The following is a 26,188-nucleotide window of genomic DNA, read 5'->3' as shown; positions in this document are numbered from 1 at the left end:
GCTGCCGCGCGCCGTCCGGAGACACACGTCTCAGGCCGCCTTGCGCAAGGGCACACCGCGCTGCGCCGGCGCACGGTTGGGGACCATGCCCAAGGCGTTCAGCGTCTCTTCCGCGGATTTCCACTGGGTACCGATTTGGTAGATGCGGCGCGCATCCTCTCCGGTAGCAATGTCGCGGTTCAGTTCGCGGGCAATGCGTACCATTTGCTCGATCTGCTGGACCGAGGTCGCGCGCTTGCCGTCAGGGCCGAACAGCGTGTCTTCGATGCCGACACGCACATGCAGACCAAGCGCGATTGCCATCGTGTTCATCGGCACCACATTGCGGTTCAGGGTTTCGATGGTGAGGACAGCGCCATCCGGGGTACGACGCGCGAACTCGAGCATGTCGGCCGGATGCAACCCGGCCGCACCGCCACCGATCGCCACGTAGTTCAGATTCAGTGGTCCGGTGTAGAGGCCCTTGCGGATCAGGCGCTCGAGTGTTTCCAGTTGCGTCACGTTGCCTAGCATGAACTGCGGTTGAATGCCGTTTTCGACCAGCCGCTTGAGGTGCTCGACATGCCATGAGGGGTTGGACGGCGAGATCATGTCGCGATAGGCCGCCTGCAGCGCGGGATTCAGGAGCGAGGTGCCGGCGATGTCCGCTTCGGTCATCAACTCCATCACATTCATCTGGCTGGTATTGATTGCCACCGTCACCTGGTCCGGACGGGGGTCCAGTTCAGCCAACATATGACGCGTGTCGTCATTCAGCCACTTGGCGGCTTGGCCCTCATCTTCGGGTGCGAATGAGATCGAACCACCGACCTGCAATACCATCTTGGGAACGGCCTCGCGCAGGAGAGCGAGCAATTCATTGAATTTCGACAGCCGCTTGCTGCCCTTGCCGTCCGCCTCGCGCACATGGACGTGCAGCACGGTGGCGCCGGCGTTGTAGCAGTCCACAGCCTTCTGGACCTGCTCGTCCATCGTGACCGGGATATCGTCCGAGTCGCCGGGGATCCATTGCGGACCGTACGGCGCTACCTGGATCACGAGTTTTTCCTGGTTCTCGGGCAACAGGGAGTCGTCTAGGAATTGCATGGTCAAGTACCTTGAATGAGTGATTGGGAGAAAGGTTGATCAGGCAGCGGCGCGCTCGGCTTCGGGCTTTTGTTGCGCCATGGCGGCCAGCTCTTCCAGGAGAATCGGCGCGCCCAGGCTGCTGGAGTGAATGCCCAGCACACTGACGGCCTGCAGAACGGCGGCGATCTCTTCCCGCGTGGCCCCGAGCTCAAGCGCCTTGCGGATGTGGCGGCGCGTGCCCGGCGCGTACATGTGGGTGCATGACGCGTCCACCGCGATAGCGAGGAACTCGAGCACCTTCGGCTCCAGTACGCCCGACGTCATCGTGTGTGCGCCCATGGCCATGAATTTTTCGGTCCAGACGGGATCCAGTTCCGCGATCGGATCCCATGCCGCATTCCAGTTGCCCGTCTCGCGCAGTTGGTCGCAAATGGGGGTAGCCACGGCCTTGTCGCTCATCGTTTGCCTCCTGACAGTTTTGAACTGGCGCCGCGTCATGGCGCCTTGGGTCCAAGTATCGGAGACCGCCGATGGGTTGATTTGACATTCCGGGCGTTTTTATTTACATATCGGGCAACGTGGCGGAAACGCAAAAATGCCTTACCTCGTTCGCAGCACTGCCCTGACCGACTACCTGAAGGTGGCGAGGTCCGTCGGTATTGATCCGTACCGCTTCCTCAGGGACAACAGGATCGATCCGTCCGCACTGGCCTCGGATGTCATGATTCCGGCCGAGGCGGTGGCGCGCCTGCTGGAGGAATCGGCCGAGGCTGCGGGAATCGCGGACTTCGGCCTGCGCATGGCGCAGAGCCGCGAGCTGTCCAACCTTGGGCCCCTCGCCTTTGTGATGCAGGAGCAACCCACGCTGCGCAAGGCACTCGACTCCGTCGCCCGTTATCTCCGGTTGCAGAACGAAGCGCTTCACATGCGGATCGAGGAGAGCGAGGGCATCGTTCTCATCCGGGAGGATGTACTGGATGGCTTTGCCGGCACCGTGCGACAGGCGATGCAGTTGGTGCTGGGGGTGCTGCATCGGACGCTGACAACCATTCTTGGTGCCACCTGGCGGCCAAGAGCTATCTGCTTTACGCATGCGGCTCCCTCAAGCGTTGCCATGTACGAGAGGGTGTTCGGCGCCTCGGTTCTGTTCAAGCAGGATTTCGATGGCCTGGTTTGCCGGGCGTCCGATCTGGAGGTCGCGATCCCGGCTTACGACCCGGTAATGGCACAGCAGGTACGCCGGCACCTCGATACGCTGCTGGCGCAGTCCAATGCGTCCATGTCCGAGCAGGTACGAAAGCTCGTCATCACGCTGCTTCCTTCCGGCACCTGCTCCCTGGATCGCGTAGCGCAGCATCTGGGCGTCTCTCGCAGGACCGTATCCAGCCGCCTCGCGCTACACGGCGAAAGCTATCTGTCGATAGTCGACGACGTTCGGGAGGAAATGATCAAGGGATACCTGTCCAGTACCAATCGGCCCGTGTCGGAAGTCGCGACGTTGGCGGGGTTCTCATCCTTGAGCGCTTTCTCACGCTGGTTCGGGCGCCGGTTCGGATGCAGTGTGTCCCGGTGGCGCAGCAAAAGCCGCCACTTGATGGTTTCCGGTAATACGGGCACCGAGCCGTCATCCGCGGTGCAGGGCACTGCGACAGGCGAACACTCTGTCGGCATGCCTGTCGCCTTGTCCGCCTCGGATCTTCCTGCCGATCCCGACGTATTGGGCGCCATTGCACTTGAACAAAACCGGCTGGCATGTGCCTTGTGGGAGGAACTGGAGAGTTTAAGGCGACGGGTCGCACAGGTCCCCGGACTTCCCGGTCCAGCGCCTTGATCCGCACGCGCTCCTATCCTCAACTTCAATCCGCAACAGGTCGAGACCCTAAGCCACATCGTGAGGCGTTCCGCCAGCGTTGTACGCAACAAGGCACTTTGCGGTGGATCCCACACCGCCCCCCGATCCATTTCACACATTCGTGTGTGTTGATTCCATTTGGTTGACAAGCGCAGGAGCGCAGTACTTTCGGGATTACATGGCCTATGCTGACATTGGCAAAGCCCCTACCCCAAAACATTTTCGGATCGCTGATGGGAACTCCCATAAGGATGCAGTGACTCGTCAAACCCAAGGTGGCAGGGGCACTCCGAATCGGCACGAAAAATTTCGACCGAGTCGTGTCCCCGTTGGGCAATTCCCTATGCGTTCACAGGACTCTTGGCAAAGGATTTAGATATGGCCACGAGAAATTTGCTGACAGCACTTGCTCTGTGCGCAACCTTGAGCGGTATGGCCACATCCGTGGATGCGTACTTTGACTATCCCCTGAGTGGCACCGTGATCGGGAGCATGAACAAGACCCAGAAGGACGAACTCCTGCGGGCCGTCAACAAGATACTGGATGATGGGGCAGACCGCACGGCCGTCCCTTGGAACTACCCTGCAACCGGCTCGCGCAAGGAGATCAAGGGGAAACTTACGCCCCTTAAATCAACGACCGAACAGGGACAGTCCTGCCGCCAACTGAACGTCCGGTTGCAGCGCGCCCAAAAGAGCGGGAACTGGACCGGCTGGTTCTGCAAGCAAAGCGACGGTCGTTGGCTCTCACGCAAAGTACCGGGCAACTAAGTACCATGCCGCATTCGCGCGGGAGGATATTGGATATGGGCATTCCCGCCGCCGCCAAAGGCGTAGCCCGCGCGTCTTCCTGAATCGTCCAATCCCGCGTTTTGCCAGGCCACGGACATGCCTTAGGGTGCGAAGGCCAGAAAAAGATAAGCTGCCAGCACGATCATGTGCACAATACCTTGAAGGATATTGGTCCGACCCATGCCCAGAGTGAGCGTGCTGACCACTATCGTCAGTGCCAGCAGCACGGTTTCCTTCGGCTCAAGCCCGAGTGCCAGCGGGCGATCGATTGCAGCCGATACTGCCGCGACACTGGGTATGGTGAGACCAATGCAGGCCAGAACCGAGCCCAGCGCCAGATTCAGGCTGGTCTGCAGACGATTGGCCATTGCCGAGCGCAAGGCAGCCAACCCTTCCGGCAAGAGCACCAGCGCAGCGATCACGATGCCGACCGTAGCCTCCGGCGCACCCATCAGTTCCACCCCAGCCTCCACGGCTGGCGACAACTGCTTGGCCAGTCCCACCACTGCCACGAGGCAAACAACCAGCATCAGGGCACTGATCAGTGCAACAGCCGAAGTCGGCGGCGGCGCGTGCTCGCTTTCATCCGAACTGCCCTCGATCAGGAAGTAATCCCTGTGACGTATTGTCTGCACGAAAATGAAGCTGCAGTACAAGACCAGTGAGCTCACGCCGGCGAATGCCAGTTGCGAGCGGGAAAACTCGGGTCCCGGAGTGGCGGAGGTGTAATTCGGAAGCACCATGGTCAGCACGGCAAGTGCTGCCAGCACCGCCAGGGCAACGTTTGCGCCCGGTGCCTGGAAGACCTGCTCGCGGTGTCGCAGCGCGCCCATGAACAGGCACAGGCCCACAATGCCATTGCACACCAGCATGACCGCGGCGAATACCGTGTCGCGTGCCAGTGCGGCCTTCTCAGGTCCGGCCGACACCATCATTGAAACGATCAACGCTACCTCGATGACGGTAATCGATACGGCAAGCACCAGCGTGCCGAACGGCTCGCCCACCTTGTGGGCAACCATCTCTGCGTGGTGAACTGCCGCGAATACGGAGCCGGCCAGGGCAAGCGCGGCCAACCACTGCAGCCAGCCCTGCGCGAGGAGCATTCCCGCGATCAGGATAATCCAACCGGCCAGCGGAGCCAAAATTGTCCAGGTCGTTAGCTTGTTGGAGGATGACAAGGAGATCCCCAAACTTTATCGTGTTCAATGCCTGTTATCTCGCGGCGCGGACTTACCGGCATCGCCATGGACATGCCAGTTGACCGAGGCGTTTTCATGTCCTGCCAGAAGCAATTCGCGATAGCGGCTTTCAGTGTAGTGTAGGCCCGCGAATAGCGCGAGGCTTCCAGCGCCGGTGACCTCCGCCGGGGATCTGTAGCCAATCAGGCCCGTGAGTCGGTTGTCGCGATATTGTCGAAATCCAGTAAAGCTCGACGGACTATGGCAGAGGGTTGATGGCGATGGGCAAAGAAAAGGATGGAATCGAAAGTAAGTCGGCGTGGCGTGGAGAGACTGACGGCAAAAGCCTGATGTCGTACGGCAGCGGCCATGACGACCAGATGCGTATGCAGCGCTGAGACATCGCCAGCGCGAAATCGGCGTGCCGACCAGCGGCGAGCACATCATTGGGAGCGACTGCCCGGCTCACCAGCGAGTTGATCCTGGTACCGACCTGCCCAAAGCCATTAAAAGGGATTCGGCCATCAGCCAGTCTGCGTGGGCACCGAGGCAATGGAGCTCTGAACTGAAACGCCACGAAACAGCGCATGAAGGGCCCGCAGCGGTCCTCGCATTCTGCGTCAGAAGGCCGCTTATCGGCACGACTCGGCCCTTCCGCCCCATGCAGTCGAATGGCTCTGTTGGGTCGACTGGCGACGTTGGAGCGGCTCCTGAATCGTTTGCGCGGCCCCGCAACTCATTGCAGTCTCGTTGCAAAGTGGCCCCTTGCGCCCGTGGACCACGGCGCTCCGGCAATGGACACGTCAATGGAGCTGTCCGGCATGACGGACACGCGCAAAATACTTGAGCACGGGTGGCGTCGGCTTTGGTCCGGAAGGGTCATAGGAATTGGGGATATCGCGCTGCAATTCGCCATATACGATATTCAGTCCTTCAGGAGACGATCGCTCACTCAATGCGTGTAGGTCCATTTTTCCAGCGTTCAGATAGGTCTGGATCACGTCCGCAAGCGGGTAAAATTTTGCGCGGCCATGCCCAAGTACCTCATCGCGGTTATGCGGAGCTCGCAGCACCAAGGAAACATTGCGATAGTCCGGTATCCCCTCCATGGTCGGCGTGACTTGACCGCCCGCATCAAGCTTATCGAAGCTTACCGTCGACACATGGTGCAAACTGACCAGGAAAACAAGCAGCAGGAAGTGGATGCGCTCGCCTTCAGGCCACGCCACCATCACCGCATCGGTCATAGCCGCAACCTGCATTTGATCGCGTAAGCTTAGCTTAAACGCATCGGAAACCAAGCTGAACGCCAACTGCTGCGGCAGCGTCTGGCCATAATAGGTTGAAAAATGTGGCACGCATATATTCTTGGAATGAGCAATTGCTGGACACTGCTCGATCAAGAATGCGATGAAATCGTTGCGGGGCGGATCTGGCAACGCATACTCCTGATCGAAGAACCGCTTCAGATAGCGCTCGGCATCGAACTTGTCGCCATAGACGGCGGCAACGGAATGTCCTAACTGGGTCAGGTTCGTCGCCACGATGAAGTAGATGCCTGGTACGCCAAACAGGTGCTTGATGGCCTCCAGCAATTCGATCGCATAAGACGGACGGCACCGGTCCAATTCGTCCACAATGATGAAGATCGGCAAGCGAACGTCCTGCTGATCCTCCAATGCGGACACGAAACGCCCCATCTTCTGATGAAACAGGCTGATCTGCTCCTTCTGGTTGAGGTGCTGCTTCAATGCCACGTCGCCTATCTTCGAAAGCAATCCTTCACCATCGAACTCGCCGGCATGCAGTCGCCCAACATCGCCGTCTTGGATTAATGCCCGGAAGTCGTCAAGCGACAGCCCCGCCAGATGCTTAGCAACCGCACCGGCCAAAATTTTTCCGGCAGGCTTGATCATCCTTTTACCCACCGCAAGTGCTTCGTCCAGGATCTTTTCCGCTGGTGCCAAATTGGGCGTCTTGCTGAGGAGGCCCTGACTGATTTCAGCAATGAATCCCACGATAGGATCGTCCGAGAAATCATTCGCCCAGGCATCATAGAAGGCAACGGGATGTCCCTTTCTCTTCAGTTCGGCGGCCAGCCGCTTCAGGAAGAACGTCTTGCCAAATCCCCAAGGAGCGCGAACATTCAAGACGAAGGTATTAGGCTCTACGGCATCGGTTGGGGACAAAGGCTGCAATTTTTGACGAAGCTCGTAACGTCCCACCAAATAATTCTCGAGAAACGATGCAGCCTCCTTACGTCCTAGTCGGTCCTGCGACCACGGGTCCTTTACGTGCACGCTTGCGTCTCCTAAATCATAGCTGGAGGTGAGAATTAGAGATACGCCGGTTGCGCGACGTCTTACAATTGACGCATAGACGCGGCGCGCCTAATTTATCTCGTCGCACAGACATACTGAGTAAGCATTGTAAGGGCCGCTTCCGCTGACGTGCCACGCCGGTCGATAAAGGAATCGTGGGGCATCTCGTCACAGGTCCAGGGATTGCTCTTTTGAACATCGCGGTGCTTCTCACTTGCCGAAGATGGAGGCGGCAGACAACTGTACGACTGCACGCCCCGCCCAACATCACTCAACCTCAAACCCCTGCCCTTCCACCGCCGCCAACTCACTCAAAACCTGCGTCTCATGCGCCAGCGTGGCTGCGAGTGAAAGCAAGCTTTCCCAAACCCCCTGCTCCAAATCCGCCGCCTCCAAACTAACAGCCCCATGCTCACTAGCCATAAGCAATAGCCCATGAAGCTGCGCCGCCCGCTGCACCGCAAGACTTAGCGGATTCTCCCCAGGGGTGTGAGCGGTGACGAGCATGTCGACACCATTGTGTTCCGCGGTAATACCGTGATGACTATGGCTATACATCACGCACCTCCACATAGGCGGCACGCGCGCCCTGCTGCACTGTGAAGGTACTGAAGATCGCCGATCGCCCAGAACGGGCAAGTAAGAACTGAAGCATGGGAATGCCCCCTATCCATACAGGTTCAGTCCCGCTCCCCGGGTGCTGATAGGGGTGGGCGGGCGCAAGGCAGGGTTAGCAGACCGGGAGAGAGCAGAGAGCCGGCGAGCCCGAAGGCTCCCCTGCCAGGGCCCGCCCAAAGAAGGGGCGTGCGCAGGCACGAACGTAAGGATACCGCCGGAAGGCGAACGTTCGGCTCTCTCTTTCAGGCTGCTAAACCCGGTCGCCACGACGCAGCGACGAACCCAGTATGAAGAGGTGCAGCAAGCGCGAGTATGGGCAAACTCTTAAAAGGCGTTCAGCGTCGAATTGCCGGGATGAAGTGGGTGAGCAGGTGTTGATGCGGTTGACTTCGTGGATGCTCCGGCCCTCTCCCCCGCCCCTCTCCCGCAAGCGGGAGAGGGGAGAAAACACGTGGCATCGCGAAATGCCGCAGGGTATTCAAATCTTAGAACCCCAAACTAGCCAACAAATCATCCACCTGCGCCTGGTCCGACACCACGTCCGGTTTCCCTTCCGGATTCACCTGCGGCCCATTCATCAGCGTCGACGGCGCCTGCACTTCCACGCGGCGCTCGGACGGCACGTTGTCGATCAGCACCTGCAGCAGTTCCTGCTCCAGCGTGCGGATCATGTCCATCATCTTCTTGATGACCTGGCCGGTCAGGTCCTGGAAGTCCTGCGCCATCATGATGTCGAGCAGGTGGCTGTTGGTGGCGCGGGCTTGCCCGGGCACTTCGGACAGGAAGGCGCGGGTGTCCAGTACCAGCGAGCGGGCGTCGGCCAGTTCCACCGGCTTTTCAAACCAGGCGGCCCAGCGCTTGTCCAGCGTTTCGGCTTGCTGTTCGATGTCGGACTGGATCGGCTGCGCCAGTTCGACCGCGTTGAGCGTGCGCTCGGCGGCCTGCTCGGTCATCGCGGCGATGTAGTTGAGGCGGTCGCGCGCGTCAGGGATGGCCTGTGCGGCGCGCTCGATTTCCTTGTCCAGGCCGAGCTCGCGCATGTTGTCGCGCAGCATGCGCGTCAGGTTGCCGATGCGCAGGATCAGTTGTTCGGCGGAATCGTTGCTCAGGGTGGGGGTCATGACAAACGCGCCTCCGCCTCAGCCGCCGAGTTTTTCGAAGATCTTGGTGATCTTCTCGTCCAGCGTGGCGGCCGTGAACGGCTTGACCACGTAGCCGTTGGCGCCGGCCTGGGCCGCGGCGATGATGTTTTCCTTCTTGGCCTCGGCGGTCACCATCAGCACCGGGATCTTGCCGATGTTGGCGTCGGCGCGGATGGCCTGCAGCATGGAAAGGCCATCCATGTTGGGCATGTTCCAGTCCGAGATCACGAACTGGAAGCTGCCGTCCTTGGCTTTTTCCAGGCCGGCGGCGCCGTCCTCGGCTTCTTCGACGTTGACGAAACCCAGCTCCTTGAGCAGGTTGCGGATGATCCGGCGCATGGTCGGGAAGTCGTCCACGACCAGGATCTTGATGTTCTTGTCCACTTTAAAAACTCCAGTAAATGCAGTGATGGCTTGTGGATCCGGCTTTGTTGTTTCGGCTTGCCGGCTCGATTAGACCCGTTGCGCGCGCGTGCCGTAGGTGGCCAGGCGCGCCATGACGCGCTGGGTCATCGCCGGCAAGGGCACGACTTCATGCACACCGCCGGCGGCGATCGCCTCCTTCGGCATGCCAAACACGATGCAGGTTTGCTCGTCCTGCGCCAGGTTGTAGGCGCCGGCCTCGCGCATGCGCAGCATGCCGCGCGCGCCGTCCTTGCCCATGCCGGTCAGGATCACGCCGATCACGTTCTTGCCGCCGTGCTGCGCGGCCGAATCGAACAGCACGTCGACCGACGGGCGATGCCGGTTGACCGGCGCTTCCTGTGACAGGTGCGCGACGTAGTTGGCGCCGCTGCGTGCCAGCAGCAGGTGCGAGTCGCCCGGCGCGATATACGCATGGCCCGGCAGCACGCGCTCGCCATGCACGGCTTCCTTGACCGTGATGCGGCACAGGCCATCCAGGCGCTGCGCGAAGGATTTCGTGAAGCCGGCCGGCATATGCTGCACGATCAGCACCGCGGGGCTGTCGGGCGGCAGCGGCATCAGGAATTCCTTGATGGCCTCGGTGCCGCCGGTGGACGCGCCCAGGATGATCAGCTTCTCGGTCGACAGCAGCGGGCTGCGCAGCATCGGCACCGGCGCCGTGCCGGTGGTGGACGGCGCGGCCGCTGGCGTGGCCGCGCGTACGCGCGCGCGCGACGCGGCGCGCAGCTTGTCGGCGATGGTGTCGGTGTATTCGAGCAGGCCGTCGCGAATGCCCAGCTTGGGCTTGGTGACGAAGTCCACCGCGCCAAGCTCCAGCGCGCGCATGGTGATCTCCGATCCGCGCTCGGTCAGCGACGACACCATCAGCACCGGCATCGGTCGCAGCCGCATCAGCCGTTCCAGGAAGTCCAGGCCGTCCATGCGCGGCATTTCGACGTCGAGCGTCAGCACGTCGGGGTTCAGGCGCTTGATCAGGTCGCGCGCCACCAGCGGGTCGGGCGCGGTGCCGACCACTTCCATGTCGGGCTGGCTGTTGATGATCTCCGTCATCAGGCTGCGGATCAGCGCGGAATCATCCACGCAGAGCACCTTGATCTTGGCGGCAGTCATGTTTGGTCGGGCTTGTAGGATTTCAGGGAAGCGGGCGCGAGTAAGACTGCCGCGCAAACAGTTCCGGCGAGCGCGACGGTTCGCGCGCCGAGGTGGCAATGGCCCGCGCCAGCGCACGTTCGTCGCGCGCCACCGAAACCTGGTCGTCCTGCCGCGTCAGGCGGCGCACCAGCGCCAGCCCGCCGATCGGGAAATAGCTGACGCGGCGCGCATGCGGGCCGCGCAGGTCTTGCGCGGCGACGCGCACCTCTTCGGTCTTCAGGTAGCGCAGCACGAAATCCGCGTTGCGGTCGCCGATGTTCAGCGTGGTCATGTTGGCCAGCACCGCGCCGCCGCCGAAGACCTTGGCTTCCAGCCGCTCGCGGCGCGCGCCCATCTTGAGCAACTCGTTGATCAGCACTTCCAGCGCATAGCTGCCGTAGCGCATCGATGCGGACAGCATGCGGTCGGCGCTGCCATCGTCGTCCGGCAGCATGAAGTGGTTCATGCCGCCGACGCCCGCCACCTCGTCGCGGATGCAGGCGGCCACGCACGAGCCCAGCACGGTGGTCAGCACCACGTCCTCGCGCGTCACGTAGTATTCGTTGGGCAGCAGCTTGATGGCCTGCTTGCCGAACTCGCGGTCGAAGTACGTGCGCGTGGCCAGCGCTTCGGGCAGGTGGGGCGTGCGCATCAGGGCTTGCCCCGCCCGGCTGCGGCGTGCGCGGCCGGTGCCAGTTCATAGACGGTCTGCCCGCGCAGCTGGAACGCGCGCGTGACGTAGGAGAAGTTCTCCGAATGGCCGGCGAACAGCAGCCCGTGCGGCTTGAGCAGCGGCACAAAGCGCTCCAGGATGCGGCCCTGGGTCGGCTTGTCGAAGTAGATCATCACGTTGCGGCAGAAGATGGCGTCGAACTGCTCGCGGATGCCCCAGTCGGGCGCGAGCAGGTTCAGCGGCTCGAACGCGATGGTGGCAGCCAGTTCCGGCTTGACCTTGACCGAGCCGGTGCGCGGGCCGGTGCCCTTCAGGAAGAAGCGCTTGAGTCGTTCCGGCGACAGCCGCGCCACCTGGTCGGCCGCATAGACGCCGCCGCGGGCCTTGGCCAGTACCTGGGTGTCGATGTCGGTGGCCAGCACGGAGCCGGCGCGGTCGCCCAGCGCCTCGGCCAGCGTGATGGCGATTGAATACGGTTCTTCGCCGGTGGACGCGGCCGAACACCAGACGCTGTACGGACGGCCGATCTTCTTCGCGTGCTCGGCCAGCAGTGGGAAGTGGTGCGTCTCGCGGAAAAACGAGGTCAGGTTGGTGGTCAGCGCGTTGGTGAAGAATTCCCACTCCGGCGAACGGTCATCTGCTTCCAGCAGCGCCAGGTACGAGGCGAATTCCGTCAACTGCAGCGTGCGCAGCCGGCGCGCGAGGCGGCTGTAGACCATCTCGCGCTTGTGGCTGCCCAGCGAGATGCCCGCGCGCCGGTGGATCAGCGCGCGGATCTGCTCGAAGTCGCGCTCGGTCAGCAAGAAGTCGCGCGCGTCGTCGCGCCGCAGCAAGGCGGCCGGCGCGGGGGTCGACCCGGTGTGAGCGGCTGCGCTGGCGGCGGTGCGGAACGGCGTCATGGGCTGTGCTTCGGGAATGCGGAAAATCAGGCGCGAAAATCAGGCGTACTCGGCTTCGACCAGTGCCATCTCGGGGCTGGTCATCAGCTTCTCGATATCGATCAGCACCAGCATGCGGCCGTCGATGGTGCCCAGGCCGGTCAGGTGCTCGGTCGAGATCGACACGCCGAACTCCGGTGCGGGCTTGATCGCCTCGCCGGTCAGCGTCAGCACGTCCGACACGCCATCCACCACGATGCCGACCACCCGGCCGGCCACGTTCAGGATGATGACCACGGTCTGGTGGTCGTAGCGCACGTTGCCCAGGCGGAACTTCAGGCGCAGGTCGACGATGGGCACGATCACGCCGCGCAGGTTGGTCACGCCCTTGATGAAGTCGGGCGCGCTGGAAATGCGCGTGACGGTCTCGTAGCTGCGGATCTCCTGCACCTTGAGGATGTCGATGCCGTATTCCTCCGACCCCAGCGTGAAGACCAGGAACTCCTGGCCCGAAGCGTCGCTTCCGGGGGTATCGATGTGTCCGATGCCGGCCATGATGTCTAGTTCTCCTGTGATGGGACGATTACTGCGCCAGCGCCGGTTCCTGCCGGCGCACGCCGGTGCGCTGCAGCGCACCGACATCGACGATCAGCGCCACGCTGCCGTCGCCAAGAATGGTGGCCGCGGAAATGCACGGCACCTTGCGGTAGTTGGTTTCCAGGTTCTTCAGCACCACCTGGTGCTGGCCGATCAGCTGGTCCACCAGCAGCGCAAAGCGCTTGCCTTCGGCCTGCAGGATCACGGCGATGCCTTGCGTGGGTTCCTGCAGCGCGTTGGCGACGTTGAACACGCGGTGCATCTCCAGCAGCGGCAGGTATTCGCCGCGCACGTGCATGATGCGGTCCGAATTGGCCGCGGTATGCACGTCTTCGGCCTTGGGCTGCAGCGACTCCATCACGCAGTTCAGCGGCAGGATGAAGGTCTCTTCGCCCACCTTGACCGACATGCCGTCCAGGATGGCCAGCGTCAGCGGCAGCACGATGCGGATGGTGGTGCCCAGGCCCGGGCGCGAGCTGATCTGGACGTGGCCGCCCATCTCCTGGATGTTGCGCTTGACCACGTCCATGCCCACGCCGCGGCCGGACACGTCGGTAATGACCTCCGCAGTGGAAAAGCCCGGCGCGAAGATCAGCTGCCAGACTTCCTCGTCGGTGATGGTATCGGACACCGGCAGGCCGTTCTGGATCGCCTTGGCCAGGATGCGCTCGCGGTTCAGGCCGCCGCCGTCGTCGCTGACCTCGATGACGATATTGCCGCCGTGGTGCTGCGCGGACAGGATCAGCTGGCCGGTCGGGTCCTTGCCGGCGGCAATGCGCTTGTCGGGGGTCTCGATGCCGTGGTCCAGGCTGTTGCGCACCAGGTGCGTGAGCGGATCGATGATGCGTTCGATCAGGCTCTTGTCGAGCTCGGTAGCCTTGCCGAAGGTGACCAGGTCGATCTGCTTGCCAAGCTTGCTGGCCAGGTCGCGCACCAGCCGCGGGAAGCGCGAGAACACGTAGTCCATCGGCATCATGCGGATCGACATCACCGCTTCCTGCAGGTCGCGCGCATTGCGCTCGAGCTGGCCCATCCCGGAGAACAGGCGGTCGAACAGCACCGGGTCCAGCGACGATGCGGTCTGCGCCAGCATCGATTGCGTGATCACCAGTTCGCCCACCAGGTTGATGATCTGGTCGACTTTTTCCGTGGGGACGCGGATCGAGCCTTCGCCGTGCGCGGGCGCGGGGGCCGGTGCGGCCTTGGCTTTTTCACGCGCGGCGGGGGCGGCCGGGGCCGGGGCCGCGGCCACTGGTGCGGGCGCGGGCGGCGCAACCTCGGTCTGGGCCGGCGCCGCCTCCGGCGCGTCGGCCGCGGCTTCGATCACGATCTGGTCGATGTCGATCACGAAGCAGCACACCGCGATGATGTCGTCGGCGCTGCATTGGGTGTTGAGCCACACCACCAGTTCGCCGTTGGCTTCCTGCTGCCCGGTGATCTCGCCCAGGTTGGCCAGTTCTTCGCGCAGCAGCGCCTGGTCGGATGCCGATACCTTGATCAGCCGGATCTTCAGGCCGCCGCCCGCGGGCGCGGCAGTAGCGGCGGCAGCGACAGGTGCGGGCGCCGGCGCCGCGGCGGGTGCCGGTGCCGCGTCATGGCCGGCGGCTTCCTGTGCCAGCTGCTGCAGCACCGCGCAGATGCGCTTCAGCGTTTCCGGATCGGGTTCGGTGCCGTTGCGGTAGGCGTTGAGCTGGTCTTGCAACACGTCCTTGGTTTCCAGAAAGGTGTCGATGATGGTCCGGGTCAACGCCAGTTCCTGCCGGCGCGTGCGGTCCAGCAGGTTCTCGAAGATGTGGGTGGTCTCGGTCAGCGCGGCGAAGCCGAAGGTGGCGGCGCCGCCCTTGATCGAATGCGCGGCGCGGAAGATCGCGTTCAGATGCTCGGCATCGGGCGCCTCGATGTCCAGGCCGAGCAGCAACTGCTCCATTTCGACGAGCAGCTCTTCCGCTTCCTCGAAGAAGGTCTGGTAAAACTGAGTGATATCGATATCGACAGACATGGCGTCCTGATTCACTTGGTTACGGCGCAAGGCGCGCGGCGGCGGCCCTGCGTCATGGTTTGCTGCCCGGGTCCGGCGCTGCAGCCGGCCCTGTTGCCGATGTTGCTGCCGGTGTTGCTGCCGGTGCGGAGGCTGCCGCCAGCCCTGCCTGCATCTCCTGCGCGGCCTTGCCGGACTGCGCCGCCACCGTGACCTCGGCGGCGCTGGCGCTCTCGGCCTCGAAGCGCGCCTGCGCCTTCTGGTTCAGCACCACGATGCTGATGCGGCGGTTCACCGGTGCCAGCAGGTCCTGCTTGTCCAGCGGCATGGTCGCGGCCAGGCCCAGCACGCGCAGCACCTTGCCTTCCTGCATGCCGCCCGCGATCAGCTCGCGACGCGACGCGTTGGCGCGGTCGCCGGACAGCTCCCAGTTGCTGTAGGTGCGCTCGCCGTTGGAATAATTGGCCGCGTCGGTATGGCCGGACAGGCTGACCTTGTTGGGCAGCTCGTTCAGCACCGGGCCGATCTCGCGCAGGATGGTGCGCATATAGCTTTCGACAATGGCGCTGCCGGTGCGGAACATGGGGCGGTTCTGCGTATCCAGGATCTGGATGCGCAGGCCCTCGCTGGTGATGTCCAGCAGCAGCTGCGGCCGGAACTGGCGCAGCACCGGGTTGTTCTCGATGATCTGTTCCAGGCGCTGCTTGAGCGCGCGCAGGCGCTGCGCTTCCTGCTGCTCGTTGCGGCGCTGTTCGTCGCTGGGGTCATTGTTGCGGGCGCGCATGACGTCGCCGTCCTTGCGCATGACATCCATGCCCCCGCCCGGGATCACGCTGGGCGACTGGCTGCTTTTCTCGCCGCCGACGATGGCGGCCTTGAGCGGCATGCGGAAGTACTCGGCAATGCCTTCCAGCGTCTTCTTGTTGGCGCTGGACAGCAGCCACAGCACCAGGAACAGCGCCATCATCGCCGTCATGAAGTCGGCGTAGGCGATCTTCCAGCTGTGGTTGCCGTGCGGCCTGGCGTGCGATTTCGGCCGGCGGACGATGATCGGACGCATATCGTGTGCGCTGCTCATGTGGTGCCCCTTGCTGCGTGCGTTGCCGGCTGCTTAGTTCAGGCTCTTGACTTCACGCACGTGGTCGTCCAGTTCCAGGAACGACGGACGCACCGTGGAGTACAGCACCTTGCGGCCGAATTCCACCGCCACCAGCGGCGCGTAGCCGTTCAGGGAGGCCAGCAGCACCACCTTGATGCACTCGTAGACCTTGACGTTCTCGGACACCTGGAGCTCGATGCGCGCGGCCAGCGGCGAGATAAAGCCGTAGGCCAGCAGGATGCCGAGGAAGGTGCCGACCATGGCGTGCGCGATCAGCGCGCCCAGCTCGGCCGGCGGCAGGTCGGCCGAACCCAGCGCATGCACCACGCCCATCACCGCGGCGACGATGCCGAACGCGGGCAGGCCATCGCCGACGCGCGACAGCGCATGCGCGGGGATCTCGGCTTCATGGCGGAAGGTCTCGATCTCGTGGTCCATCAGGGCCTCGATCTCGAACGCATTCATGTTGCCGTTGACCATCATGCGCAGGTAGTCGGTGAGGAATTCCATCACCACCGGATCCGACAGGATGCGCGGGTACTGGCTGAACACGCTGCTGGCGGCGGGATCGGCGATTTCCTTTTCCAGGAACAGGATGCCCTCGCGGCGTGCCTTGGACAGCAGCACGTAGAGCAGCGACATGACGTCCAGGTACAGCTCTTTCTTGTACTTGGAACTCTTGAACAGGCCCGGCAGTGCGCGTGCGGTGGCCTTGATGGCCTTGCCGGTATTGGTGGCGATGAAGGCGCCGATGGCGGCGCCCGCGATGATCACCACTTCGGCAGGTTGATATAGCGCGCCCATATGGCCGCCGGTCATGGCGTATCCGCCAAGCACCGCCGCTACCACGACGACATAGCCAAGAACTACTAGCACGATCGGATCCCCGTCTTAAAAACGCGCGTCAGCCACGCTCATTGGCCCGTTGCACGGGCGCACGGAGAGGATCCGTCCGCCAGCGCAGCAAGCTTGCCAGCCGGCGGACCTTGACCAGGATCAGGCGCTGGTCTGCACGGCGGCGGCGTCTTTCGAGAGCTTCTTCACTTTCCCTGCGCGTGACGGCGGACGGCACAGGCTGCACACGAAGTTTGCGTGCGGCTCATACGCGTGCGTGACAAACTGTCCGCCGCAACACGTGCACCGGGACAGCTGCAGCATGTTGCTCTCGAAGAACCGTACTAACGTCCAGGCCCGCGTGAAACTTAAGACAATTTCACCGCCGAGCAGCGAAACATGCTCGAGGTACAGGCGGTACGCAGCCACCACCGCGCGGATGCCCACGGTCTCGCCTTCCTGCACCATGAACTGGTAAGCGGAGAAGAACAGCGACGAGTGGATATTCGGCAGCCAGGTGGTGAACCAGTCGGTCGAAAAGGGCAGCATGCCCTTGGGGGGCGAGACGCCGCGCAGCTCCTTGTACAGGCGGATCAGCCGGTCACGCGACAGCGTGGTCTCGGCTTCAAGCACCTGCAGGCGCGCACCCAGGCCGATCAGCTCGATCGCGAGCTGGGTCTGGTTGGCATCCTGGAGCACGCTCTTGCGGCTGGGAACGGAGGTGGCCGTGTAGCTCCGGTTTGGCTCGGCCTGCAGGAGCGCGGTCAATTGAGCGACTCCACAGGCTGACGTGCGAGCAGGATCGCGGCGTGGATCTGCTGCATGTCATGGCTCTTGGCCGTGTGGGTGAGGGTGGACAGAAGCGCGTGGTCGTCGAAGCGGAACCTGCACAGCACCATATTGGATGCCGCCAGCTTGACGAGTTGCGCCGAGGTCAGCTTGGCAAGGATATCCGCAATTTCCTTGCTGACCCCTAGCCTGAACATGGCTTCGACCTGGTTTTCGCGCACAAGGCGTTGCGCGAGCAGCAGATAGGCGAGGTTAACCTCCCTGATCTCCTGGAGAACTTCACTGCTTTCCAATTTATCCCCGCTACCAAAAACCCACCGTAGCCGCTTGTCCGGCGCTTACCGGTGCCCTCGGGGGGCCCGGCGACCAGATCGTTTGTATGCGGCTGGGCGGGTACAACGTACGACTAAGGAACTACGCCCATGTCCAACTGTAATCAACTCCGTTACAAGTGTTACAGAGTGTAAGTGAGACCGTTACGTTTATATCGGCAATCGACCCGCAATGCCAATCCCTACTTACGCGGGGGGGAACCTAATGTCGCATGAAACATACATTGGACCCGCGCATTTTGTAACAAGTCACACTTTTGACGCTTGATTTGACTCAAGGCAGTCGGTCGAAACGTCCTTTGTATCAACGCACCTGGGCAGGGGAGGTTGCCTGCTGGATTCCTCTATTGACTAAGGCCGCGCGCAGTGTATCGCCACGCATGATGTGCGTAATACTGTCCAAAATATCGGGCCGGAATTGACGCGATGCGGCAGTGTCCGCTTCAAGTTCCGACCAGGCGGCGCAGCCATGCCGCCAGACGCGCGAACACATCGTCGGGGGCTTCCCGGAACAATGCCGGGCGCACGCGCTCCACCTGCTCCAGCACGCGCGCGGCCTCATCCGGCTGGATTGATCCGTACTCCAGCGCCAGGCCCAGCATGCCGCGCAGCTCGCCCACGCGCGCGCGGCCGGTGGCTTCGTTGGCTTCGATCTGCAGCGCGTACATCAGGTCATAGGCGCGCTGGCGCAGGCTCTCGGCCAGGCGCCAGGCCGGCGTGCGCATGCGCTCTTCCAGCGCGCGCAGGTCTTCCGCGGACGCCGCCACCTGGGTGGCCAGGGCCTCGGTATAGGCGCTGTCGGCGCCGCACTCGGCCAGCACCTGCGCCGCCCATTCGCGCGCATGCGCGAGGCGCTGCTCGCCGCTCCAGCCGGGCTGCACCGCCAGGCCGAAGCCGAAGCGCTGGGCGTCGCGCATCAGCGCCGCGAGCGCATTGGGCAACTGCTTGTCGAACACGCGGCGCGCCCAGCCGTATTCCCCCCCGGACAGCAGCCGCGAGACCGCGCGCTCGGTCAGCGGGCCGTCATGCTGCAGCAGCCGCGCGCGCAGGAAATCATGGAACTCGGGCGGCAGGAACTCGCGGTCCAGCCCGGTCGAGACCCCGATGAACTGGTCGAATTCCTTGCGCAGCCTGGCCGCGTCCTCTTGCGGCAAGGCCAGGGTGATATCGGTCGTCATGGCATTGCCATCCCGGGCCGCGCCGCGGCCCGCCAGGTTGCTGACAAAGAGGCGATGCTGCCGGTTTGCTCCTCTCTCCCGCTTGCGGGAGAGAGGCCGGGGGAGAGGGCCGGCTCCTGGCAAGTACGCTGCCGCCTCTCTTCGTGGCAGCGCCTGCCCTCTCCCCCGCCCCTCTCCCAGAGGGAGAGGGGAGAAAACAGTCGCACCATCCATTGGTCGGCAGCCTCCGAGGCCGCCGCCCGGCGCCTTTCCGCGATGGGGGCAAAGGGCGGGGTCAGAATGCGCTCCAGTCGCCATTGTCGGCACCAGCCAGCGCAGGCCGTGGCGTGCGCGCGGTGGCGACCGCCGGCGCCAGCTGCGCAGGCTCGACGGCGTGCGACGCGTCGGCTTCAGCCGATGCCGCTGAGCTTGCCGCGGCCGCGCGCTTGTGGGAGGCAAGCGTGCGCCCCTTTCCCGCCGTCTTGCCAGGCACCACTGCGGCGCAAACCGGCTTCGCGTCGGGCAACGAGAACGATGCCTGCGCATCCTCCGCGGCGAGGCGGAACGTGGCCACCGCGGACTGCAGGTGGCTGGCCTGCTCTTCCAGCGCGCCCGCGGCGGCGGCGGCTTCTTCGACCAGCGCCGCGTTCTGCTGCGTCACCTCGTCCATCTGCGCCACCGCCTGGTTCACCTGCTCGATGCCCGAGCTCTGCTCGGCCGACGCCGCGCTGATCTCGCCCATGATGTCGGTCACGCGCTTGACCGCCTGCACGATCTCCTCCATGGTCTTGCCGGCCTGGCCAACCAGTGCCGAGCCGTTGTCGACGCGTGCCACGGTATCGCCGATCAGGCCCTTGATCTCCTTGGCCGCGTTGGCGCTGCGCTGCGCCAGGCTGCGCACCTCGCCCGCCACTACCGCGAAGCCGCGGCCCTGCTCGCCCGCGCGCGCGGCTTCCACCGCCGCGTTCAGCGCCAGGATGTTGGTCTGGAACGCGATGCCTTCGATCACGCCGATGATGTCGACGATCTTCTTCGAGGCATCGTTGATCTCGTCCATGGTCTGCACCACCCGGCCCACCACTTCGCCGCCGCGCAGCGCCGTGTCCGATGCGTTGGCCGCCAGCCCGCTGGCCTGGCGCGCGTTGTCGGCGTTCTGGCGCACCGTGCCGGTCAGCTCTTCCATGCTCGACGCGGTCTGCTCCAGCGACGCCGCCTGCTGCTCGGTACGCTGCGACAGGTCGTTGTTGCCGGCGGCAATCTCGCGCGAGGCGCTGCCGATCGATTCGGCCGAGGCCTTGAAATCCCGCACCATGCGCGACAGGTGCTGCTGCATCTGCTGCATCGCATAGACCAGGCTGCTCTTGTCGCCCGCCCGGGTGGCCACCGGCGACGAGAAATCGCCCTCGGCAATGCGTGCGGCGATGGCCGCGGCATACGCCGGCTCGCCGCCCAGCTGGCGCGACAGCGCGCGCGCCAGCAGCACGCCCAGCAGCACCGACAGCGCCAGGCCGCCCAGCACCAGGCCCAGCATCCACAGCCGGGTCTGGTCGTAGACGCTGCGCGCTTCTTCCATGTTGTTGCGGGCGCGGTCGTCGCGGCGCTTGACCATCTGCAGCATCACCGCTTCCAGCGCATGGCTGTCCTTGAGCAGGTCGGCACTTTCGGAGAACACCTGGCTCTCGAACTGCGAGGTATCGAGCGGCTGCTTGCTGACCAGCTCGACATACTTCTCCATGCGCGCGCGGAACGCCGGCGACAGGTCCTGGTACTGCTTGACCAGCGCCTTGCCCTCGGGCTTCTCGAAGGCGCCAGCCACCTGGCGGATGCGTTCATCCATCGCGGCCAGCGATTTGGCGATCTGCTCCTTCTCGATCGTGCGCTCGCCCATGGTCGATGCCGACAGCAGCGCGATCTGCGAGCGGCTGGCGTAGACCAGGTTGATGTTGGCGTCCTGCACCGCCTTCAGCGCGCGCAGGTCGCCGTGGTAGATCTTGCCGGTCCAGTCGGCCATGCGGCCCATGTTGACGACGCCCAGCAGCCCCATCACGGCGCCGATCACGGCAACCACCAGGAATCCGGCAACCAGCCTGGTCGTGACGCGCAATTGATTGAACCAATGCATAGCAACTCCCCCTTGTAACTGAAGCCTCGGGCACGGCCTGCCGCACCCTGTGTACGCTGGCAGCGCGGTATGCCGCGGCTGCCTTCACTTCGATCCCTACCGTGCTGGTACCGTGCCTAGGCCCGTGCCAGCGCTGCATCGCCGCGCGCATGCGCGGGCTGGCGCTGCGGCCGCACCTCCGCCTGCATGCTGACGCGGAAGGTCGCCACGGCATCGCGCAGCCGCAGCGCCTGCTCTTCCAGCGCGCCCGCGGCGGCGGCGGCTTCTTCGACCAGCGCCGCGTTCTGCTGCGTCACCTCGTCCATCTGCGCCACCGCCTGGTTCACCTGCTCGATGCCCGAGCTCTGCTCGGCCGACGCCGCGCTGATCTCGCCCATGATGTCGGTCACGCGCTTGACCGCCTGCACGATCTCCTCCATGGTCTTGCCGGCCTGGCCAACCAGTGCCGAGCCGTTGTCGACGCGTGCCACGGTATCGCCGATCAGGCCCTTGATCTCCTTGGCCGCGTTGGCGCTGCGCTGCGCCAGGCTGCGCACCTCGCCCGCCACTACCGCGAAGCCGCGGCCCTGCTCGCCCGCGCGCGCGGCTTCCACCGCCGCGTTCAGCGCCAGGATGTTGGTCTGGAACGCGATGCCTTCGATCACGCCGATGATGTCGACGATCTTCTTCGAGGCATCGTTGATCTCGTCCATGGTCTGCACCACCCGGCCCACCACTTCGCCGCCGCGCAGCGCCGTGTCCGATGCGTTGGCCGCCAGCCCGCTGGCCTGGCGCGCGTTGTCGGCGTTCTGGCGCACCGTGCCGGTCAGCTCTTCCATGCTCGACGCGGTCTGCTCCAGCGACGCCGCCTGCTGCTCGGTGCGCTGCGACAGGTCATTGTTGCCGGCGGCCACCTGGCGCGTCGCGGTCGAGATGCTGGCCATGCCCTCCTGGATCTCATGCACCACCGACAGCAGGCTGCGCTGCATGGTCTGCATCGCCTGCGCCAACGCGCCGATCTCGTCGGCGCTGCGGTGCTCGAAGCGCGTGGTCAGGTCGCCCGCGCCCATGCGCAGCGCGAAGTCCAGCATGTCGCGCACCGGCCGGTTCACGCGTGCCAGCAGCATGGTCCCGGCGGCGAAGGACGACGCCAGCGCCAGCGCAAAGCCGCCCCACAGCCACGGGCGCAGGCCGGCCGCGCCGCTGCCGCCCAGCATTTCCACCGCGACCAGCGCGGCCAGGAACCACACCAGCCCGCCGGCCTGGGCCCACAGGATGCGGCGCTTCAGGTTCAGCCGCAGCAGCCCCTGCGCCAGCCCGCGCAGGCCGGTGCGCACCACCGCGCCGTGGCGGATCGCCAGCCCGTCGGCACTGCCCGCGCGAAAGCGCGCATAGGCGGCGCCCGCGGCCTGCACCTGCTCGCGCGTCGCCATCGAGCGCACCGAGGTGTAGCCCACCACGCGGCCGTCGACGCGCGTCGGCGTCACGGTCGCATTGACCCAGTAGAAGTCGCCGTTCTTGCGGCGGTTCTTGACCACGCCCATCCATGTGCGCCCGGCCTGCAGGTCTTGCCACAGGTCGGCAAACGCCTCGGGCGGCATGTCGGGATGGCGCACCAGGTTGTGCGGCGCGCCCAGCAGTTCTTCCGCCGCAAAGCCGCTGGCCTCGATAAAGGTGCGGTTGGCAAAGGTGATACGACCCTTGAGGTCGGTGCGCGAGATCAGGTAGTCGGACGGAGACAGCGGGTACTCGCGCTGCGTAACGGGTTGGTTGTTTCGCATCTAAGTCTGTACTGCTTGCCCGCGGCGCGGCGCATGGGTCCATGCGGCCGCAGCGCGGGCGGGTTCGGTCCGGCGCGCCGATAGCGCGTGCCGGACGGCGGGGGGGCGCTGCCGCAGGATCAGGACACCGCTTCCAGTGCGGCCAGTTCCTCGGTGTTGAGCAGCTTCTCGATATCGACCAGGATCAGCATGCGCTGCTCGACCGAGCCCAGGCCGCGGATATAGTCGGTCGCCAGTTCGCCGGAGAAGTGCGGCGTGGGCTTGATCTGCGCGGCGGCGAGCGTCAGCACGTCGGAGACGCCGTCCACCACGATGCCGGTGGTGCGATCGTTGAGATCGACGATGATCACGACCGTGTACTGGTCGTAGCTGACGTTGGGCTGGCGGAACTTGATGCGCAGGTCGATGATCGGCACGATGATGCCGCGCAGGTTGATCACGCCCTTGATGTAGTCGGGCGCATTCGCGATCTGGGTGACCGACTCGTAGCCGCGGATCTCCTGCACCTTCAGGATATCGACGCCGTATTCCTCGCGGCCCAGGGTAAAGGCCAGGAACTCCTCGCCCGCGCCGTCTGCCTTGTCGATGTGCTGCATCGTCTAGCCCCCCAAAATTGGCTCATGCTGGTGTCTGGCGCCGCAGCGGCCAGGGCCGCTGGCTGCGCCGGGGCGTGACTTCGCCCACCAGTGTTTACGGCAGGATCCGGGGTGACTGAAGGGCGACCCCGGGTCTTTCCTTACCCATCCGAGGAGGGGGATGCGTCCTGCAGCAGCGCGGCCACGGCCTGCATCAGGCCGTCGGGGTCGAACGGCTTGGGCAGGAAGCCCGACGCGCCCGCGGCGCGGGCCTGCTCGCGGATGCCGCCGTCCTGCTCGGTGGTCAGCATCAGGATCGGCAGGCGCGCGTAGCGCGGCGTGGCGCGCAGGCTGCGGATCAGCGTGAGGCCGTCCATGCCGGGCATGACCTGGTCGGTGACCAGCATGCCGAAGCGGCCGGCCACGGCCAGCGCATGCGCCTGGTCCCCGTCCGCGGCCTCGGTGACATCAAACCCTCCGGCGCGCAGGCAGGCGCCGATCATGCGGCGTAGCGAAGGAGAATCGTCGACAACGAGGATGCTGGGCGATGACATGAGCGCCTCCGGAGGTGCAGGAACGGGTGGGTTCGCCAGGAAGATGGAAGGTGCGGCCGGCGACGGATGGGCCGGCGCAAGCCGCCGCACGAACATGGCAGCCTGCCAGAGTGGTTATCGGCGGGGCGGCGGGACGACTTTAGTTTGGGCCTGGGGATGCAGGCCGGGCCCGGCGCGATGGCGTGGCAGGCCTGACTGCGTGGAGGCGCCGGCCCTCTCCCCCGCCCCTCTCCCGCAAGCGGGAGAGGGGGGCAAACCAGCAGGAGAGAAAAGCCTTTGGGCTCGCACGCGACAACGCGTGCGAGCGCGGCGACGCGCTCCGCGCCCCAAGAAACGCATCACCCAGCCTGCCCCCGCAACGCCTCAGCAAACCCACCAGCATCCAGCGGCAACGACAGCAGGTATCCCTGTACCTCATCGCAGCCCATCTCGTTGAGGATCTCCAGCTGCGAGGCCGACTCTACGCCCTCGGCCACCACCTTCATGCGCAGCTCGTGCGCGAGTGCCACCATCGAGCCAACAATGGCGCGCCCCTGCGCATCGGTATCGAGCCCGCCGATCAGGGTGCGGTCGATCTTGAGCGTGCCCACGCGCAGCCGCTTGAGATAGCCCAGGCTGGAATAGCCGCTGCCGAAATCGTCCAGCGCCACCTGGATGCCGAGCGACTGCAGCTCGGCCAGCGTTTCCAGCGACTTGCCGATGTCCTTCATCGCCGCGGTCTCGGTGATCTCCAGCGTGATCGCCGAGGGCGGGATGTCGTGCTGGTGGATCTGCTCCAGCAGGTATTGCGGGAAGTTGCGGCTGGCAAAGCGCAGCCCCGAGACATTGATCGCCACCGGCACGGTCGGCACGCCGGCGTCGCGCCACTGGCGCACCTGGCGGCACACGCCGGTCAGGACCCAGTCGTCGAGTTTGTCGATCTGGCCCGACTGCTCGGCCACGGCGATGAACTCGGCGGGGCTGACCTGGCCCAGCGCGGGATGGCGCCAGCGGCACAGCGCCTCGGCGCCGACCACGGTGCCGCGGCGCGCGTCGTACTTGGGCTGGAACTGCAGCGACAGCGTATCGTCCTGGATCGCCACCCACAGGTCGCGCCGGATCACGCGGGTGCGGCGCGCGCGCTCGCCGGCGGCGCTGTTGAACAGGCGCACCTGGTTCGAGCCGCTCTGGCGGGCTTCGGCCAGGCTGACGCGGGCGGCCTGCATCAGCGTTTCGGAGGTGTGCGCGTCGCGCGGGTAGATGGCAATGCCGATGTTCACGCCGATCTGCATCTGCAGCCCGCGCACGGCGATGAACTCGGCCAGCGAGCCTAGCATGCGCGAGCCCAGTTCCTGCGCGCGGCCATGGTGGACCAGTTCGGGCACGCCCACGGCAAACTCGTCGCGCGCCAGCCGCGCCAGGAAGTCGTGCGGCTCCAGCACGGCCTGCGCCAGCGCGCCGGCGTCCTGCGCCAGGATGTCGTCGGCGCGGACTTCGAAGACTTCGTCGACTTCGCGGTAATCGGCGATATGGATCAGCAGCACGGCGCAGCCGGTCTCGGCCAGCCGGGCCTGGCCGATGGCCTGGTCCAGCCAGCGGCCAAAGGCCACGCGGTCCGGCATTACCGTCGCCACGCTGTATTCGCCCACCGTGTCCTGCCCGCGCGCGCCGGCACGCACGGTCAGCCGGCCCGGGCGCCCGGGGATGCGCGCGCCGCGTCGCGCCAGCCGCGGCTCGGCGCCGCGGTGCAGCACCGGCAGGTCATCGGCAAGTTCGTCGGCCAGGCTGGCTTCGGCGCGCGCCGGCGCCGGCAGCCAGCCGCGCGACTGCGCCCGGTGCACGGCGAACAGCAGCGCGCACAGCGCGGTCAGCCCGCCCGCCAGCCATGCGGGGTGCGGCAGGCCGGCGGCATCGATGCAATCGCGCGCGGTCACGGTGCCGGCGCCGCACGAGCGGCCCAGGTGGGTGCCGGCGGCCGCCACCAGCCCGGCACCGGCCACCACCGCCATCAGTGCCGCGCCGCGCCACAGGCGCGCACCGTCGCGCAGCCACTGCAGCAGCAGCTTGACCGCCGTGGTGGCCGCCGCCGCGGCGGCAAAGCTGGCCGCCAGCTGCGCCGTGTCGTGCACGGCCGGCACGCTGCCCGACAGCGCCACCACCAGCACCGGCATGCCGATGCTCAATTGCGACAGCAGCGCCGCCGACCAGGTCAGTGCGCGCAGCGACCGGCTGCCGGCCGGCTGGTCCGCGCGCCCGGCGCGAACGCCGACGGCGGCGGCTACACCCAGCAGGGCAGCCAGCAGCAACAGGACGGAACTCAGGGCAATCAT

At 64.9% G+C, this 26,188-nt stretch carries 25 protein-coding genes; 3 read left to right on the top strand and 22 right to left on the bottom strand.

The features are described from left to right. Window positions 1-30: 30 nt before the first annotated feature. Both CBM2586_RS18025 and CBM2586_RS18020 read right to left on the bottom strand, forming a co-directional pair. The gene (locus tag CBM2586_RS18025) at window positions 31-1,086 is read right to left on the bottom strand and encodes a 3-keto-5-aminohexanoate cleavage protein (RefSeq protein WP_115688987.1); all 1,056 of its coding nucleotides are present in this window, start codon (window positions 1,084-1,086) and stop codon (window positions 31-33) included. 39 nt (window positions 1,087-1,125) lie between these two features. Then, complete coding sequence (locus tag CBM2586_RS18020; protein WP_115688985.1) at window positions 1,126-1,527, bottom strand: carboxymuconolactone decarboxylase family protein; 402 nt, start codon at window positions 1,525-1,527, stop codon at window positions 1,126-1,128. Window positions 1,528-1,663: 136 nt separating this feature from the next. Here CBM2586_RS18020 and CBM2586_RS18015 point away from each other — a divergent pair, with 136 nt between their 5' ends. Continuing rightward, window positions 1,664-2,899 (top strand): AraC family transcriptional regulator, encoded by a 1,236-nt coding sequence (locus tag CBM2586_RS18015; protein WP_115688983.1) that lies wholly within the window; start codon window positions 1,664-1,666, stop codon window positions 2,897-2,899. Between the two features lie 513 nt (window positions 2,900-3,412). After that, window positions 3,413-3,691, top strand: a complete 279-nt coding sequence (locus tag CBM2586_RS18010) for an RT0821/Lpp0805 family surface protein (RefSeq protein ID WP_240988746.1) — start codon at window positions 3,413-3,415, stop codon at window positions 3,689-3,691. A 122-nt stretch (window positions 3,692-3,813) separates the two neighbouring features. Here the strand turns inward: CBM2586_RS18010 and CBM2586_RS18005 are convergent, their stop codons facing one another. Next, the gene (locus CBM2586_RS18005) at window positions 3,814-4,893 is read right to left on the bottom strand and encodes a calcium:proton antiporter (protein ID WP_240987953.1); all 1,080 of its coding nucleotides are present in this window, start codon (window positions 4,891-4,893) and stop codon (window positions 3,814-3,816) included. 275 nt (window positions 4,894-5,168) lie between these two features. On the opposite strand from CBM2586_RS18005, the gene CBM2586_RS32430 reads away from it, so the two are divergent. Continuing rightward, window positions 5,169-5,291 (top strand): hypothetical protein, encoded by a 123-nt coding sequence (locus tag CBM2586_RS32430; RefSeq protein WP_258874943.1) that lies wholly within the window; start codon window positions 5,169-5,171, stop codon window positions 5,289-5,291. 405 nt (window positions 5,292-5,696) lie between these two features. Here the strand turns inward: CBM2586_RS32430 and CBM2586_RS18000 are convergent, their stop codons facing one another. The 19 genes from CBM2586_RS18000 to CBM2586_RS17910 form a co-directional block, all read right to left on the bottom strand. Continuing rightward, window positions 5,697-7,193 carry a KAP family P-loop NTPase fold protein gene (locus CBM2586_RS18000; RefSeq protein ID WP_172587098.1) on the bottom strand — a complete coding sequence of 499 codons (1,497 nt, stop codon included), beginning with the start codon at window positions 7,191-7,193 and terminating at the stop codon, window positions 5,697-5,699. 288 nt (window positions 7,194-7,481) lie between these two features. Continuing rightward, on the bottom strand, window positions 7,482-7,772 hold the full coding sequence (locus tag CBM2586_RS17995) for a hypothetical protein (protein ID WP_115666509.1): 291 nt from the start codon (window positions 7,770-7,772) through the stop codon (window positions 7,482-7,484). 545 nt (window positions 7,773-8,317) lie between these two features. Further along, window positions 8,318-8,953 carry a protein phosphatase CheZ gene (gene cheZ, locus CBM2586_RS17990; RefSeq protein WP_010812703.1) on the bottom strand — a complete coding sequence of 212 codons (636 nt, stop codon included), beginning with the start codon at window positions 8,951-8,953 and terminating at the stop codon, window positions 8,318-8,320. 18 nt (window positions 8,954-8,971) lie between these two features. After that, the gene (gene cheY, locus CBM2586_RS17985; RefSeq protein ID WP_018004712.1) at window positions 8,972-9,358 is read right to left on the bottom strand and encodes a chemotaxis response regulator CheY; all 387 of its coding nucleotides are present in this window, start codon (window positions 9,356-9,358) and stop codon (window positions 8,972-8,974) included. Between the two features lie 69 nt (window positions 9,359-9,427). Then, window positions 9,428-10,510 carry a protein-glutamate methylesterase/protein-glutamine glutaminase gene (locus tag CBM2586_RS17980; RefSeq protein WP_115665688.1) on the bottom strand — a complete coding sequence of 361 codons (1,083 nt, stop codon included), beginning with the start codon at window positions 10,508-10,510 and terminating at the stop codon, window positions 9,428-9,430. A 22-nt stretch (window positions 10,511-10,532) separates the two neighbouring features. Then, window positions 10,533-11,183: a chemoreceptor glutamine deamidase CheD gene (gene cheD, locus CBM2586_RS17975; protein WP_115688977.1), complete on the bottom strand. Its 651-nt coding sequence runs from the start codon at window positions 11,181-11,183 to the stop codon at window positions 10,533-10,535. Beyond that, window positions 11,183-12,103, bottom strand: a complete 921-nt coding sequence (locus CBM2586_RS17970; protein ID WP_172587097.1) for a CheR family methyltransferase — start codon at window positions 12,101-12,103, stop codon at window positions 11,183-11,185. Before CBM2586_RS17970 ends, cheD begins: the two co-directional genes overlap by 1 nt. A 39-nt stretch (window positions 12,104-12,142) precedes the next feature. Then, entirely contained in the window at window positions 12,143-12,637 is a 495-nt protein-coding gene (locus CBM2586_RS17965) for a chemotaxis protein CheW (protein WP_092316101.1), read from the bottom strand. A gap of 28 nt (window positions 12,638-12,665) precedes the next feature. Continuing rightward, the gene (gene cheA, locus CBM2586_RS17960; protein WP_115688975.1) at window positions 12,666-14,678 is read right to left on the bottom strand and encodes a chemotaxis protein CheA; all 2,013 of its coding nucleotides are present in this window, start codon (window positions 14,676-14,678) and stop codon (window positions 12,666-12,668) included. A gap of 52 nt (window positions 14,679-14,730) precedes the next feature. Beyond that, window positions 14,731-15,735 (bottom strand): flagellar motor protein MotB, encoded by a 1,005-nt coding sequence (gene motB / locus CBM2586_RS17955; RefSeq protein WP_115665691.1) that lies wholly within the window; start codon window positions 15,733-15,735, stop codon window positions 14,731-14,733. A gap of 33 nt (window positions 15,736-15,768) precedes the next feature. Further along, complete coding sequence (motA, locus tag CBM2586_RS17950) at window positions 15,769-16,632, bottom strand: flagellar motor stator protein MotA (RefSeq protein ID WP_012355101.1); 864 nt, start codon at window positions 16,630-16,632, stop codon at window positions 15,769-15,771. Between the two features lie 120 nt (window positions 16,633-16,752). Beyond that, window positions 16,753-17,358 carry a flagellar transcriptional regulator FlhC gene (gene flhC, locus CBM2586_RS17945; RefSeq protein ID WP_115665692.1) on the bottom strand — a complete coding sequence of 202 codons (606 nt, stop codon included), beginning with the start codon at window positions 17,356-17,358 and terminating at the stop codon, window positions 16,753-16,755. Beyond that, window positions 17,355-17,672 (bottom strand): flagellar transcriptional regulator FlhD, encoded by a 318-nt coding sequence (gene flhD, locus CBM2586_RS17940; protein WP_010812713.1) that lies wholly within the window; start codon window positions 17,670-17,672, stop codon window positions 17,355-17,357. Before flhD ends, flhC begins: the two co-directional genes overlap by 4 nt. A 482-nt stretch (window positions 17,673-18,154) precedes the next feature. Further along, on the bottom strand, window positions 18,155-18,889 hold the full coding sequence (locus CBM2586_RS17935) for a DUF4088 family protein (protein ID WP_115665693.1): 735 nt from the start codon (window positions 18,887-18,889) through the stop codon (window positions 18,155-18,157). Window positions 18,890-19,163: 274 nt separating this feature from the next. After that, window positions 19,164-20,990 (bottom strand): methyl-accepting chemotaxis protein, encoded by a 1,827-nt coding sequence (locus CBM2586_RS17930; RefSeq protein ID WP_115688973.1) that lies wholly within the window; start codon window positions 20,988-20,990, stop codon window positions 19,164-19,166. Between the two features lie 116 nt (window positions 20,991-21,106). Then, window positions 21,107-22,750, bottom strand: coding sequence for a methyl-accepting chemotaxis protein (locus CBM2586_RS17925; protein ID WP_115688970.1), 1,644 nt, complete (start codon window positions 22,748-22,750; stop codon window positions 21,107-21,109). 119 nt (window positions 22,751-22,869) lie between these two features. Further along, the gene (locus CBM2586_RS17920; RefSeq protein ID WP_115665696.1) at window positions 22,870-23,346 is read right to left on the bottom strand and encodes a chemotaxis protein CheW; all 477 of its coding nucleotides are present in this window, start codon (window positions 23,344-23,346) and stop codon (window positions 22,870-22,872) included. Window positions 23,347-23,486: 140 nt separating this feature from the next. Then, the gene (locus tag CBM2586_RS17915; RefSeq protein WP_115688968.1) at window positions 23,487-23,879 is read right to left on the bottom strand and encodes a response regulator; all 393 of its coding nucleotides are present in this window, start codon (window positions 23,877-23,879) and stop codon (window positions 23,487-23,489) included. Between the two features lie 338 nt (window positions 23,880-24,217). Continuing rightward, on the bottom strand, window positions 24,218-26,188 hold the full coding sequence (locus tag CBM2586_RS17910; protein ID WP_115688966.1) for a putative bifunctional diguanylate cyclase/phosphodiesterase: 1,971 nt from the start codon (window positions 26,186-26,188) through the stop codon (window positions 24,218-24,220).

It is taken from the genome of Cupriavidus taiwanensis (assembly GCF_900250115.1).
In the GTDB taxonomy this organism is placed as follows: domain Bacteria; phylum Pseudomonadota; class Gammaproteobacteria; order Burkholderiales; family Burkholderiaceae; genus Cupriavidus; species Cupriavidus taiwanensis_B.
Note: the sequence above shows the minus strand (reverse complement) of the source record. Positions and strands in the feature narration are given on the sequence as shown.

What these genes read in the sequence shown, in the direction of transcription:
- CBM2586_RS18025 (WP_115688987.1), bottom strand. Translation starts at nt 1,086, where the DNA reads ATGCAATTCCTAGACGACTCCCTGTTGCCCGAGAACCAGGAAAAACTC.
- CBM2586_RS18020 (WP_115688985.1), bottom strand. Translation starts at nt 1,527, where the DNA reads ATGAGCGACAAGGCCGTGGCTACCCCCATTTGCGACCAACTGCGCGAG.
- CBM2586_RS18015 (WP_115688983.1), top strand. Translation starts at nt 1,664, where the DNA reads ATGCCTTACCTCGTTCGCAGCACTGCCCTGACCGACTACCTGAAGGTG.
- CBM2586_RS18010 (WP_240988746.1), top strand. Translation starts at nt 3,413, where the DNA reads ATGAACAAGACCCAGAAGGACGAACTCCTGCGGGCCGTCAACAAGATA.
- CBM2586_RS32430 (WP_258874943.1), top strand. Translation starts at nt 5,169, where the DNA reads ATGGCGATGGGCAAAGAAAAGGATGGAATCGAAAGTAAGTCGGCGTGG.
- CBM2586_RS17995 (WP_115666509.1), bottom strand. Translation starts at nt 7,772, where the DNA reads ATGTATAGCCATAGTCATCACGGTATTACCGCGGAACACAATGGTGTC.
- cheZ (WP_010812703.1), bottom strand. Translation starts at nt 8,953, where the DNA reads ATGACCCCCACCCTGAGCAACGATTCCGCCGAACAACTGATCCTGCGC.
- CBM2586_RS17980 (WP_115665688.1), bottom strand. Translation starts at nt 10,510, where the DNA reads ATGACTGCCGCCAAGATCAAGGTGCTCTGCGTGGATGATTCCGCGCTG.
- cheD (WP_115688977.1), bottom strand. Translation starts at nt 11,183, where the DNA reads ATGCGCACGCCCCACCTGCCCGAAGCGCTGGCCACGCGCACGTACTTC.
- CBM2586_RS17970 (WP_172587097.1), bottom strand. Translation starts at nt 12,103, where the DNA reads ATGACGCCGTTCCGCACCGCCGCCAGCGCAGCCGCTCACACCGGGTCG.
- CBM2586_RS17965 (WP_092316101.1), bottom strand. Translation starts at nt 12,637, where the DNA reads ATGGCCGGCATCGGACACATCGATACCCCCGGAAGCGACGCTTCGGGC.
- cheA (WP_115688975.1), bottom strand. Translation starts at nt 14,678, where the DNA reads ATGTCTGTCGATATCGATATCACTCAGTTTTACCAGACCTTCTTCGAG.
- motB (WP_115665691.1), bottom strand. Translation starts at nt 15,735, where the DNA reads ATGAGCAGCGCACACGATATGCGTCCGATCATCGTCCGCCGGCCGAAA.
- CBM2586_RS17935 (WP_115665693.1), bottom strand. Translation starts at nt 18,889, where the DNA reads ATGACGACCGATATCACCCTGGCCTTGCCGCAAGAGGACGCGGCCAGG.
- CBM2586_RS17930 (WP_115688973.1), bottom strand. Translation starts at nt 20,990, where the DNA reads ATGCATTGGTTCAATCAATTGCGCGTCACGACCAGGCTGGTTGCCGGA.
- CBM2586_RS17925 (WP_115688970.1), bottom strand. Translation starts at nt 22,750, where the DNA reads ATGCGAAACAACCAACCCGTTACGCAGCGCGAGTACCCGCTGTCTCCG.
- CBM2586_RS17920 (WP_115665696.1), bottom strand. Translation starts at nt 23,346, where the DNA reads ATGCAGCACATCGACAAGGCAGACGGCGCGGGCGAGGAGTTCCTGGCC.
- CBM2586_RS17915 (WP_115688968.1), bottom strand. Translation starts at nt 23,879, where the DNA reads ATGTCATCGCCCAGCATCCTCGTTGTCGACGATTCTCCTTCGCTACGC.
- CBM2586_RS17910 (WP_115688966.1), bottom strand. Translation starts at nt 26,188, where the DNA reads ATGATTGCCCTGAGTTCCGTCCTGTTGCTGCTGGCTGCCCTGCTGGGT.